At 66.4% G+C, this 12,561-nt stretch carries 11 protein-coding genes; 7 read left to right on the forward strand and 4 right to left on the reverse strand.

The features are described 5' to 3' along the window. Nucleotide 1 precedes the first annotated feature (1 nt). From P0R32_RS16890 to gfo6, 4 genes are all read left to right on the forward strand, one after another. Nucleotides 2-415: a DUF7522 family protein gene (locus P0R32_RS16890; RefSeq protein WP_276239810.1), complete on the forward strand. Its 414-nt coding sequence runs from the start codon at nt 2-4 to the stop codon at nt 413-415. Nucleotides 416-473: 58 nt separating this feature from the next. Then, a complete protein-coding gene (locus tag P0R32_RS16895) occupies nt 474-956 on the forward strand; it encodes an Lrp/AsnC family transcriptional regulator (protein ID WP_276239811.1) in 483 nt (160 codons plus the stop codon). A 103-nt stretch (nt 957-1,059) separates the two neighbouring features. Then, nucleotides 1,060-3,201 carry a hybrid sensor histidine kinase/response regulator gene (locus P0R32_RS16900; protein WP_276239812.1) on the forward strand — a complete coding sequence of 714 codons (2,142 nt, stop codon included), beginning with the start codon at nt 1,060-1,062 and terminating at the stop codon, nt 3,199-3,201. A gap of 71 nt (nt 3,202-3,272) precedes the next feature. Next, complete coding sequence (gene gfo6, locus P0R32_RS16905) at nt 3,273-4,361, forward strand: D-xylose 1-dehydrogenase Gfo6 (protein WP_276239813.1); 1,089 nt, start codon at nt 3,273-3,275, stop codon at nt 4,359-4,361. Here gfo6 and P0R32_RS16910 read toward each other — a convergent pair. Further along, nucleotides 4,354-4,863: a universal stress protein gene (locus P0R32_RS16910; RefSeq protein ID WP_276239814.1), complete on the reverse strand. Its 510-nt coding sequence runs from the start codon at nt 4,861-4,863 to the stop codon at nt 4,354-4,356. The two genes, gfo6 and P0R32_RS16910, sit on opposite strands and share 8 nt — an antisense overlap. Nucleotides 4,864-4,944: 81 nt before the next feature. Further along, nucleotides 4,945-5,781 (reverse strand): aldo/keto reductase, encoded by an 837-nt coding sequence (locus P0R32_RS16915; protein WP_276239815.1) that lies wholly within the window; start codon nt 5,779-5,781, stop codon nt 4,945-4,947. A gap of 547 nt (nt 5,782-6,328) precedes the next feature. Between P0R32_RS16915 and P0R32_RS16920 the strand changes: the two genes are divergently transcribed. Next, nucleotides 6,329-7,567: a glycosyltransferase family 2 protein gene (locus tag P0R32_RS16920; RefSeq protein ID WP_276239816.1), complete on the forward strand. Its 1,239-nt coding sequence runs from the start codon at nt 6,329-6,331 to the stop codon at nt 7,565-7,567. Between the two features lie 70 nt (nt 7,568-7,637). Here P0R32_RS16920 and P0R32_RS16925 read toward each other — a convergent pair whose 3' ends face one another. Both P0R32_RS16925 and P0R32_RS16930 read right to left on the reverse strand, forming a co-directional pair. Then, on the reverse strand, nt 7,638-8,768 hold the full coding sequence (locus P0R32_RS16925; protein WP_276239817.1) for a glycoside hydrolase family 16 protein: 1,131 nt from the start codon (nt 8,766-8,768) through the stop codon (nt 7,638-7,640). Nucleotides 8,769-8,907: 139 nt separating this feature from the next. After that, nucleotides 8,908-9,675 (reverse strand): FkbM family methyltransferase, encoded by a 768-nt coding sequence (locus P0R32_RS16930; protein ID WP_276239818.1) that lies wholly within the window; start codon nt 9,673-9,675, stop codon nt 8,908-8,910. 165 nt (nt 9,676-9,840) lie between these two features. Here P0R32_RS16930 and P0R32_RS16935 point away from each other — a divergent pair, with 165 nt between their 5' ends. Together P0R32_RS16935 and P0R32_RS16940 are read left to right on the forward strand one after the other, a co-directional pair. Next, on the forward strand, nt 9,841-11,046 hold the full coding sequence (locus tag P0R32_RS16935) for a carboxylate--amine ligase (RefSeq protein WP_276239819.1): 1,206 nt from the start codon (nt 9,841-9,843) through the stop codon (nt 11,044-11,046). Continuing rightward, on the forward strand, nt 11,043-12,044 hold the full coding sequence (locus P0R32_RS16940; RefSeq protein ID WP_276239820.1) for a glycosyltransferase family 2 protein: 1,002 nt from the start codon (nt 11,043-11,045) through the stop codon (nt 12,042-12,044). The genes P0R32_RS16935 and P0R32_RS16940 overlap by 4 nt, the downstream gene beginning before the upstream one ends. Nucleotides 12,045-12,561: the final 517 nt, after the last annotated feature.

Raw genomic sequence — 12,561 nt, forward strand, 5'->3', positions numbered from 1 at the left:
CATGATACCGACACGCAACTCCGAACCGACGCCCGACTACGACAACCTGATCGCGTACCTCTCCGAGGAGTTCGACGACGACCTCCGCTGGGTCGCCTCGTTCAACGCGCAGTCGTACGACTACACGATGCACTACATCCGACCGGGACTGGAGACGGAACTGTCGACTCACGAGTTCGACATCGTCGTCCACCGCTCGATCGCCCTGTTCCGGCGCCCCTACGTCGAGGAGGTGTACGCACACCTCGGACCGGCCCAGTCGCTCGTCATCCAGCACGAGCGTGCGACGGCGTTCCACCTCTACCTCTCGGACGTGACTGGCGTGATCATCAAGATCGCCGAGGGGAACGATATCACGGTGCCCGCGTTCACCGAGGCCTGTCTGGACGCGCTGTACCCGGAGGGCGCCCCGTGAGCGGGGGGAATCGGACGCGGAGGAGCCAATTGAAATACCTTCGACCGGTGGAGCCGGTATGACCCTCAACGGGATCGACGACCTCGATCGTCGGATCCTCGCGGAGCTCCAGCGCGAGGCCCGTCACGTCTCCTCGCGCGACATCGCCGACCACGTCGACGCCTCCGCGAGCACCGTCCGCAAGCGCATCCAGCGCCTCGAATCCGAGGGCATCATCACCCAGTACGCGGCGCAGGTTGACTACGAACAGGCCGGATACTCGCTGTACGTCCAGATCACGTGTACGGTTCCCATCCCGGAGCGGAGCAACCGCGCCGACGCCGCACGCGACGTCGACGGCGTCGTCGGTGTCCGCGAGTTGGCGACCGGCGAGCGCAACGTGGTCGTCACCGTCGTCTGTGTGGACGGTGACGACCTCACCCGGATCGCCGCGGAGTTGAGCGACCTCGGCTTGACCGTGCTCGACGAGGAACTGATCCAGAGCGACCGATCTCTGCCCTTCACCGGCTTCGGGTCCGAGGCCATCGTCGATCCGGAGTGAAGCGCCGCGTGCGGTGTGACCCGACCGATACCGCATTCGTGACCTTCGAAATGGGTCTGTAAGGAACCGGATCTGTGATACCACGGGGGATGTTCTCCCGAGTATGTCCGCGGATCGGAGTACCGTCAACGTACTCCACGTCGACGACGACCCACAGCTCTCTGAGTTGGCGTCGAAGATGCTCGCCGCCGAGAGCGACCGGATCGTCACCGAGACGGTCGAGTCCGCCGACGAGGCGCTCGACCGACTCGAACCGGGGGCGTTCGACTGTGTCGTCTCCGACTACGAGATGCCGCGGATGGACGGCATCGAGTTCCTCCGGGCGGTCCGTGCCCGCGACCGCTCGCTCCCGTTCATCCTGTTCACTGGCAAGGGGAGCGAGGAGGTAGCGAGCGAGGCCATCTCCGCCGGCGTGACGGAGTACCTCCAAAAGCGCGGCGGGCGCGACACGTACGCGATCCTCGCCCACCGGATCGAGAACGCCGTGGACGCCCACCGGGCGTCGACGCGGGCCGAGAACCGCCAGCGACGGCTCGAACAGATCTTGAAGACCGTCCCCGGCGGCGTCGTCCAACTCGACCGCGACGGGCAGATTGTCCTCGCGAACGACCGCGCGGAGGAGGTGCTCGACCTCTCCACGCCGGCGTTCGACAGCGGCGCCGAGGGCGACTCCGCGCGGCGGAGCGACGACACGGACGGCGATCCGGTCGTCGATGAGGACCTCCCCGTCGACCGCGTCGTCGAGTCGGGTGCCCCCGTGTACGGCGTGCGCCGCACCATCGACTGGCCAAACGGGACGAGGACGGTGCTCCGCGTGAACGGCGCGCCGGTGTTCGACGGTGCCGGCGACGTCGAGAGCGTCGTCTTCTCGCTCACGGACGTGACCGACCACCTGGACCAGCGTCGCGAGTTGGCGTCGGTGCAGAGTCGCCTGGAGGCGCTGGTCGGGAACCTGCCAGTCGTGCTGTTCGGCGTCGACGAAGACGGGGTGTTCACCCTCTCAGAGGGGCAGGGGTTGGACGCCCTCGCCGTCGACCCCGGTGAGGTCGTCGGGCGACGAGTCGCCGACGTGTACGACCACCCGGACATCCACCGCGACTTGGAGCGAGCCCTCGACGGCCAGTCGGTCGAGGGACGGTACACCATCGACGAGGCGGTGTTCGACGTGGTGTACCGCCCCGTCGAGGGATCCAGTGTCGGCACGGTCGTGGTCGGCGTCGCCCGCGACGTGACCGAACAACGGCGCCGCGAGGTCGAACTCCGGCGGAGCCGCCAACAGTACCAGGCGCTCGTCGACAACTTCCCAAACGGCGGCGTGTTCCTGTTCGACGCAGACCTCCGCTACACCCTCGCGGGCGGCGAGGGGCTCTCGGACGTGGGGCTCTCCTCGGCTGACTTCGAGGGGAAGCGCCCGAACGACCTGTTCCCGGCGGACATCGCCGCGGAGTTGGAAGACGCCTACCGCGCCGCGCTCGACGGCGAGACGCGCGTGTTCGAGCAGTCGTACCAGGGCGGGCACTACCGGGTCCGTGTCGTCCCCGTCGGCGGCGACGACTCGCCGACGGATGTCGGCCTCGCGGTGTCGGAGGACATCACCGAGCGGCGCGAGCAACGGCAGGCGCTGCGCCGCCAGAACGAACGGCTGGAGGAGTTCGTCGACGTCCTCTCACACGACCTCCGGAACCCGCTCAACGTCGCGACCGGGCGGCTCACGCTCGCACGAGAGGAGTGTGACAGCGAGCACCTCGACGACATCGACACCGCGCTCGACCGCTGTCTGGAACTCATCTCCGACCTCCTCACGTTCGCCCAGGAGGGCACCGCCACCATCGACACCGAACCGGTCTCCCTCCCGGCGGTGGTCGACGAGTGCTGGCAGACCGTCGAGACCGGCGACGCCACGCTCAGTGTCGACGCAGCCGGCCGGATCGTGGCCGACGAGAGTCGTCTCAAACAGGTGTTCGAGAACCTGATCCGCAACGCGGTCGACCACGGCGACCCGGGCGTCGAAATCGTCGTCGAAGCGCTCCCCGACGGCTTCGCCGTCACGGACGACGGCCCCGGGATCCCAGCCGACCGTCGCGACAACGTGTTCGAAGCGGGGTACTCGACGGCCACCGGCGGCACTGGGTTCGGGCTGTCCATCGTCCAACGGATCGCCGACAGCCACGGCTGGTCGATCACGGTGACTGAAGGCGGCGCCGGCGGCGCGCGCTTCGAGGTCACCGGCGTCGAGTCGGCGTGAGCAGACTAGTCCGCGAGACTGCCCAGCCCGGTCGGGGGACTTAACGGGCCACCCGCCGTCGACCTGGCAGTATGGAGACAGCCCTCGCGGATTATCTCGACGACTTCACGCGACGCGACTGGCAGACACTCGACCCCGACGCCGTCACCGACCCCGTTCGGATCGCGGTCGTCGGCCTCGGCTGGTTCGCGCGCGAGTGGGCGCTCCCGGGCATCGCTCGCTCGGCGTACACCGAGGCCACCGTCGTCACCGACGTCGACGCCGACGCCGTCGAGGCGGTCGCCGCCGACCACGACGTGACGGGCGTCACACCCGAGGAGCTTCGGTCGGGTGCGGTCGCCGACGAGTACGACGCGGTGTACGTCGCGACGCCGAACGCGACCCACCTGGAGTACGTGACGGCCGCCGCCGAGCAGGGGAAGGCCGTCCTGTGTGAGAAGCCGCTAGAGTCGACGTTCGACCGCGCCGAACGCCTCGTCGCGGCCTGTGAGGACGCCGGTGTCCCGCTCATGGTCGGCTACCGGATGCAGACCGACCCGGCGGTCCGGCGGCTGAAAGACCTCATCGAGGCGGGCGTCGTCGGCGACGTGGTCCACGTGCACGCGACGATGTCGCAGACGATGCTCGGCGAACTGTCCACCGACACCGACCAGTGGCGCCTCGACCCGGAGCTGTCGGGCGGCAACGCGCTCATGGACATCGGCATCTACCCGCTCAACACGACGCGGTTCGTGCTGGCGGCCGAGCCCGAGCAGGTGTACGGGACCACCCGCACGGAACACGAGGCGTTCGCCGGCGTCGACGAACACGCCAGCTACCGCCTCACGTTCCCCGGCGGCGTCGAGGCGATGTGCTCGGTCAGCCAGAACGCCCAGCACGCGAGTCGTCTCGACGTGACGGGGACGGAAGGACGGGTGATCCTCGATCCGGCGTTCTACGAGCGCGAGGACCGCGGCTTCGCCGTCGTGCGCGGCGGGACGCGCGTCGACGTGGAGTTCGAACAGGTCCACCAGGTCGAAGAGGAGTTCGCCTACTTCGGGCACCACCTGCTCGCGGACGAACCGTTCTACCCGGACGGCGAGCACGCACTCGGGGACATGCGCGCGCTGGACGCCATCTACGAGTCAGCCGACACCGGCCTCCCGGTCGACCTCACGTAGCGTCCGCCACTTCCTCTTCGAGGAGCTCCTCGCTCGGCAACGCCTCCTCCAACTTCTTGACCTTCGAGGGGACCGGTTGCGAGACGATCATCGTGTCGTAGCCGCCGCCGGCGGAGACGGCCGACCCGACGCTCAGCGACCCAACCATCCGACCGGCGTTCTCGCTCCCGATGAAGACGATGCTGACGTCGTGGTTGCGCGCGTATCGGCGGATCCGGTTCGCGATCGTTCCGTAGGGAGCCCCGCGACCGACGACGACGAACTCGGTGGTCACGTCGGGTGCGATCACGTCGATCGTCTCGCGGAGATTCGCGAGGACCGTCTCCTCGTCGAACGCGTCGTCGTCGCCGATCCAGCCACGCTCGCGGGCGTACTTGACGTTGTTCCGCGGGACCACGGTGATAGTCGTCACGCCCTCCTCGAGGATCTCGTCGAACTGTGCCGCCCTGATTAGCGCCGCCTTCGACAGCGCCGACCCGTCGTACGGAACCAACAGCCCCATCGTCCAACTGTCTACAGAGGGGCGCTAAACTGTTTCGTGCGGGCTTGGTGGCGATCCGCTGGACGGAGCACGCGCCGCGGGCTACCGCTCGATCCCGTACACGTCGCGCGTCCAGTCGCGCGTCGGCGTGTCGTACACCGGGTAGTCGCGGTCGCGGTCGTCGAGGCGGCGTCGGTCGGCCTCGTCGAGCGACCAGTCGAGATCGGCGTTCGCGCGGATGTGCTCGGGAGTCGTCGACCGCGGGAGCACGACCACGTCGCGGTCGAGCGCCCACCGGAGGACGACCTGTGCAGGCGACTTGTCGTACGTTTCGGCCAGCTCTTGGACGACCTCGTCGTCGAACACCTCGGCGCGCGCCAGCGGCGACGACGCCTCGATCACGGTGTCGGACTCGTGGCAGTAGTCGACAAGATCGGGCCGCTGGAACCACGGGTGGAACTCGATCTGGTTGACGGCGATCGGCACGTCGGTGATGTGGTGGGCACAGCTCAACTGGTAGGCGCTGAAGTTCGACACGCCGACGTTCTTCACGAGGCCGCGCTCGTGGAGGCGGGCCATCGCGTGCAGCGTCTCTCGTAGGGAGATCGCGGGGTTGGGCCAGTGGATGAGGTACAGATCGAGGTAGTCAGTGCCGAGTCGTTCCAGCGAGTCCTCACACGAGCGGATCACCGACTCGTAGTCGAGGTTCTTCGCGAGCACTTTCGAGGTGAGGAACACGTCGTCGCGGTCGTAGTCGGCGAGCACGTCGCCGATGACGGCCTCGTTCTGGTACCCCTCCGCCGTATCGATGTGGGTGTAGCCGGCGTCGAGCGCGGCGCGGACGCTCGTGGCGGTCTCCTCGTCGGTGAGGCCGTACGTCCCCAGTCCGAGTGCGGGGAGGTCGTCGCCGCTCGGGAGCGTGTACGATGGCAGGTTCACGATTGGCTGTTCACTCGATCATGGGTTGAACGTGCCGGCCATCAGTGACGTTCGCCACGTCATCGCCGCCGGTGATCACGTGACCTGCGGGACCGTGACCGAGGGCCAACCCGGGCTGTGGATGGACTCCCAGCCGATCCCAGTCGCCCTGCCATCCGTGTCAGCCAGATAGACGGATCACACACGCCCCCACCTCCACGGCCACGCGCTTCGCGTCTGGTGTGAGGTCGTCGACCTCGGTGATGTCGTGCAGTCCTCCGCCGACTGCTGTATACGACAGTACGTTGACCTTATCTGAATGTTGGAAAATACCGCGATACTAACGCCCTCGGACTGAGCCAAAACCTGGAATTACTGCCAGTAGGCCGGTCGATACTGCTTGAGTACGTTATCTGTAGTTAAGTGATTGTTCGCTTAACATTTCTACCAGCACAACTCTCCAGCCCGGGTAGCAGTCGTGCGGATACTAGATCTCATGGACTCTAACGCGAACAAACGGACGGGGCCACAGACGGAAGATGGGTTGACAGCGAACACGGACCCGGCAGTGGGATTGATCGCGAACGAAGGGAATGCCGAGTGGATCGCCTTTGCGATCGTCCGAGCACGCGCAAGCGGCCACACGCCGATTGCGGCGGGACCACCAACGGGTGACTGGCGAGAGTACGCCGCCGACCTGGGCGCGATCGTCATCGAGTACGACGACGCCCCGGTCGAACACTCGCCCAAAGATCTGCTGATCGAGGCCGCCCGGGAGCGCGGGTTCCCAGGCATCGTCGTCCACGACGGTCGAGGCGACCGGATCGACCTCGACTACAGCATCGCCAAGCTCCTCGAAGGAGACTCCTACGCGGTCGAAGCGGTCACAGGTCCCGTCATCGAGACCGCCCGCGTCTTAGCGGGGATCCCAGCGTACAACGAGGCGTCGACGATCGGCGACGTCGTCCGAGATGTCTCGCAGTACGTCGACTCTGTGCTCGTGGTTGACGACGGGAGTGACGACCGAACCGTTGAAGAAGCACGCGAAGCGGGCGCCGTGGTGGTCGAACACGGACGAAACCGCGGGTACGGCGGTGCACTCAAGACGATCTTCGAGCAGGCTGCACGAACCGGCGTCGACCACCTCGTCGTCCTTGATGCCGACAGTCAACACGACCCTGCGGACGTGCCGCGACTGATCGAGACCCAGCGCCAGGAGGGTGCCGACCTCGTCATCGGAAGCCGATTCGTTGAGGGAGGCACGACTGACGCGCCGCTGTACCGCCGGTTCGGGCTGATAGTAGTAAACTCGCTGACAAATATCGGTGCGGGTGCCATCCGGCCGCGAAACTGGGTCAACGATACGCAAAGCGGCTTCCGCGCCTACTCTCGCGACCTGATCGAGAGTCTCGCGGCTGACGACACCATCGCCGACCGCATGAGCGCCAGCACCGACATCCTGAACCACGCCGTCTCACGGGGCTGCTCTGTCGTCGAGGTTGGGACGGATGTGAGCTACGATGTCGAGGAGGCGAACACGAGACACCCGCTTGCGCACGGACTGACGCTGGTACACAACCTCTTGTTGACGTTCGAACGCCGGCGGCCGGTGTCGACCCTTGGAGTCCCCGGGTTCGCAAGTTGGCTCGTCGGCGTCTGGGTCAGCTATCAACTGTTGGTCCGCTTCTCGACGACGGGAGATCTCAACTTCACGACTGGCGTAGTCGCGGCGATCCTCATGTTCGTCGGGCTAGTAGCCTGTCTCGGGGCTGTCGTGTGTCACGCGCTGTCACTGTTCGACGAGTGAGGAGTTGTGGCTGGTAGGGGTGCGTACTTGTGGGAAGAGCAAGCAGCGGAGGAGCGACGGCTCCCCGTCCTCACATGAGGGGTGGGCCGGCCGTCGTGTCGTCGACCAGCGAGTCCGGGTCCCGGTGTTCGTTGTCGATGAACACCTCGATGGGTCCCTCGTACGCGAAGTCAACGACCTCCCCCTCGAACCAGAAGCCGGGGAGCGAACTCGCTCGCGGGGCCGTCCCCCCCGCCGTAGTCCCGTCCTGGGACACCCAGTAGTCGACCGAGGGGTCCTCGGTGTCGAGCTCGATCGCACCGCCGTCGGTTCTGAAGGCGAATTTGGCAGGTTCTTCCCCGCTCGACCGTGCCCAGAAGTACCGGCGGTCGGTCTGGGACAGGGTCGTCCGCCACAGGCGGACCCACTCGACCTCCATCACCTCGGTCCATTCCTCGTCCATGTCCGCGGAGCCGATGCTGTTGATGTGGAGGTTTACCATCATATAGAACGGGGCGCCGTTCGCCATCGACTCCAGCATCGTCTCGTCGGTCCACCGCCGGACCCGCTCCCGGTCGACGTAATGGGTGACGTGGTCGCTGCGCCACTCGGCGCCGTACACGTGGAAGTTCTCGGTGATGTCGTCACCCGGCTCGTACCGCACGCCGATGTTCTCGTGGGTGTCGTCGTCGCCCGGTTCGGCCGACGTCGGGTAGTGGAGGTGGTGGTGCGACTGGCGCGTCGGCGCCGGGGAATCCTCGTCGTGCCACTGTTCGACGACGTCGATCTCAGGGGGCCACGCCTCGCTGTTGGGCTTCGACCAAAAGGCGTTGTGGAACCCCTCGCGGTCGGCGAACCGGATCTTGGCTTCGAGGTAGCTTCCCGGCCCGAACGTCACCTTGTTTTTGGTGTTCACGCCTCCGGTCGAGACCTCGGAGCCGTCGTGGCCCCCCGAGAGGACGAGGCGACCGTCCCTTACGGTCACGTTCTCGTCGACGATCCGGGCTTCGCTGATCGAGGTGTTCCGTCCCCACCCCCACCCGATCTCCCAGTTGTCGGTGTCGAGCGTGCCGCCGTCGAAGGTGTCCTCGAACGCCAACGTCCATTTCTCGGGGTCCGGCGGGCCGCCCTCGCTCGGACGCTCCGACTCTTGTGCACGCCCGATGCCGAGGAGTCCGACGGCGCCGGCCCCAAGGACTCCGAGCGTCTGTCTGCGGTTCATGGTGACTCACTCTCTACCGCTTTGGCTTGTCCGCCCGTGCTCGGTCCACTCAAGGGTCGAACCACTCGGACTCGTCTACGCGCCGCCGCGAATTAAGTATAGAATCGATACCGTGGACCCCCGCGATCGAAGGCCGGAGTTACGAACGAACCGCCCGCAGAAATGACACGCCCGCCCGATTCGTCGTCGGTCCGGCGAGGCGATCCAACTCGAACCCCGCCTCCCGGAGCAGTTCCTCTAGGTGGGCCGGCGAGTCGCCGTAGCGGTCACCCATCGACTCGTGGACTTCGATGTACACCGTGTGGACGCCATGGAGCGTCTCGGCCAGTCCCTCGAGTACCGCGAGTTCGGCCCCTTGGACGTCGATTTTAACGACATCGGGGGACGGGAACGCCGTGCCGGCGATGTCGTCGCCCGCAGCCGTCTCGACCGGCGATCCATCGGCCGCCCGGTCGTCGACGAGACGGTGGTGGCCGCCGCCCGCCTCGACGAACTCCGAGCGGAGGCCGGCGGACGATCCATCGCGGTTGAGCGCCGTGGCGGCGACCGTCCAGCGCCCCCTCGGCGCGTTGTGACGGAGGTTGGCGGTGAGCGCGGCGCGGTTCGTCGGTTCGGGCTCGAATGCGACGACGTGGTCGGCGACCCGAGCGGCGAAACAGGCGTATGTGCCCACACAAGCGCCCAGATCCCAGACGACGTCGTCGGACTGGAGGTCAGCAAGAAACGCCGCGAGGACGTGTCGCTCGCCGCCGAGCGTCCGCGCGCGAGTGTACTCCGATCTCGTGGTGGCGCGGAACGTACACTCGACGTTGCCCACGGTGGCGGTCACGTCGCGCCCGACAAGCGCGAGCGCGAGCCGCCATCCGGCACCGTATGCGCGCGAGAACGCCTCAGATCCCCGGATCATCGGCCCGAAAGTGCCGAGTGGTACCGTCCGTCTCGTGGATCGTCCGTCATTGCCGGCGATGCTCGCTCGCCGCGAAAAGTTATTCGTCCGTTGTCACTAAGTACCGCCACCGTACTCCCAGAAGCGGGAGAGTAGCAATACGGATACCCCCGGTATCGTGTCACGATGGACAACGACACCGCCGAACGAACCGTGTTGATACCGGCGGGTGTCTCCGCAAAGAGTCTCACGTGCGTGCGCTCGCTGGGGTCGAAGGGGGTCCGGACCGTCGTCGCGTCGTCGGATCCGGCCGTCCCGGCGTCCGCGTCAAAGTACTGCGACGAACACGTCCTCACCCCGTCGCCGTACGAGGACTTGATCGCCTACAAGGAGACACTCGTCGCCCTCGCGAGCCGCGAGGCCGTGCGGGCGATAATTCCGAGCAGGGAGGTCGACGCCTTCGTGCTGTCGCGATACCGCGAGGAGTTCGCCGAGCACGTCGCGCCGCTGTGGCCGACGATGGACACGCTCCGGAAGGTCCACGACGGCCTCCTCCTCGCGGACGTCGCGGCGGCGGCCGGCGTTCCGACGCCGGAGACGATGCTGTTCGACGACGTCGACGACTGGTCGCGGGAACTGATCATCAAGCCGCGCTACTCGGTGTTGACGAGCGAGTACGTCGACAACCTCACCGAACGGGACTGCGACGGTCGCCTCTCGCCGATCCACCCGGCGCCCGGGGAACGGCCGGACCGGGCGGAGGTGTTGCGCGCGATGTTCGGGCACGTCCCGGTGGTCCAGTCGTACGCGCCTATCGAACACGAGTACTCCTTCCGCGCGCTGTACGACGAGGGCGAACCGGTCGCGACGAGTCTGCGTCGGCAGGTCCGCGGGAAGAGCTACGCTGGCGGTGCGAGCGTCTACCGCGAACTCGTCGACATCCCCGAACTGGCGGATCTCGGCAGTCGGATCCTCGACGAACTCGACTGGCACGGGCTGGCGACGGTCCAGTTCATCGAGCGCGCCGACACCGGCGAGTACGAGTTCCTCGAGGTCAATCCCCGCACCTGGACGTCGATCCCGACGGACGTTCGCGCCGGGGCCGACTACCCGTACTTCTACTGGCAGGTCGCGACCGGCGACCGCGACGCGGTCGACCCCACCCACGACCTTGGCCCCGGGACGCACCTGCTGTTCGGCGAGATCCAGTATCTCGCAAGCGTCCTGACGGCGGAGTACCCCAACGCACCCAAGCCCGCCTTCGTCGACGCGGTGCGGGAGGTCGTCGGGTCGATCCTCGCTCGCCCCGCGTTCGACTACCTCACGCTCGACGACCCCAATCCCTTCGTGCAGGGGGCGATCAACCAACTGAGGAGCGGGGTGCGGTCGTGACGAGTTCCGGGCGGTCCCAGACGGACTCGAAGCCGCTCGTCTCCTACGTCATCGCAACCTACGGCCGACCGGACGAACTCGTCGACGCCGTCGAGTCGGTCGTCGCCCAGGACTACCGGCCGCTCGAACTGTTCGTCGTCGGCGACACGGCGCCGGCGGTTCGCGCGATGTTCGAGGAGGGCGGGCGCTTCGACCGCGACTGGATCGAGTTCACGAGGGAGGCCGAGCGCACCAGTCCGGCGCACTCGAAGAACGTCGGGTTCGAGCGGGCGAGCGGGGAGTACCTGATCCACATCGACGACGACGCGGAGCTCGCGGACCCCGACGCGACGCGGACGGTCCTCGACGTGTTCGACCGGCACCCGGACGTCGGGGTCATCTCGTTTCAGAGCAAGGACCCCGAGACGCACGAGGTGAAACTCGAAGAGACGCCCGACACGCCGGTTCCTGGGATGGAGCCGACGCGACCGTACCTGGCGCCGAACTTCGTCGGCGTGGGCGCGGCGATACGGCGGTCCGTGTTGGAGACCGCCGGCACCTACCCCGACGAGTTCGGCTACGGGTTCGAGGAGATGGACCTCTCCTTGCGCGTCCACGACACCGGCTACGACATCCTCTACACGCCGGAGGTCGTCGTCTACCACAAGAAGTCGGACGCCGGGCGGATCCCCGACCTGGAGACGAAAGAGCGCCTCGTGGAGAACCGCATCAACATCGCGGTGCGAAACCTCCCGTGGCGGTACGTGTTCTTCACGGCGCTGATCTGGTCGGTGTACGCGATCGTGAACACGCGCCGTATCCGGTCGCTGGTTCGGATCTACACCCGGATCTACCGAAAACACGAGTCGCTGCTGGAGGCACGCTCGGTTGTGAGTCCGGCGACGATCGCCCGCATCAAATCCCGCAAGACGATGTTGTTCCTCTGGTGGTACGGGCCGCACCCGCGCCGGATCGTCGGCCCCAACGGCGAACTCGACCGCCTGACCTGGGAGAACTGACTTCGACCCGACTCCACGGCCGGGCACCGCCCCTCGTGTTCTCGCCCGCCGCTCTCCTCGTGCCCGCCGAGTGCCCACTGGGGATGTCCCGACCGTGACACCGGTGCGGACGGGGTCGTCTCAGCGCGCGGCGCCTCGACCGACGGTCGCCACGCCGTCGCGTTCGGACGTTTACCTTTGGTAAGCGTTGACGGGCGGCGGAGAAGGCTCCAATTACTTAGGGATCGGGGAACACACCCCCCGCCCGCCGGTCGTCGTCGGGCGTGGCAAATTCCGCCCCGTCGGCCGCTTTGCGACGGGTAGGACGTGCGTACTCGCGCCGAATCTCGGTAGACAAACACTCGACAAATGCGGTCTGAACTGTCGCATTTCTAGAAATCTAGTTCTATTTGACGAATAAAATTGGTATTAATATGGAAATCACCTCGTTCGCAAAATAAAACTAAACTTATCTAAGTAAGTTCGAATTACCGGGCGTGGCACACACGAATGACGGTCCTACTGGGGATGAGAGCGA

This window comes from Halobaculum marinum (assembly GCF_029338555.1).
Taxonomy (GTDB): domain Archaea; phylum Halobacteriota; class Halobacteria; order Halobacteriales; family Haloferacaceae; genus Halobaculum; species Halobaculum marinum.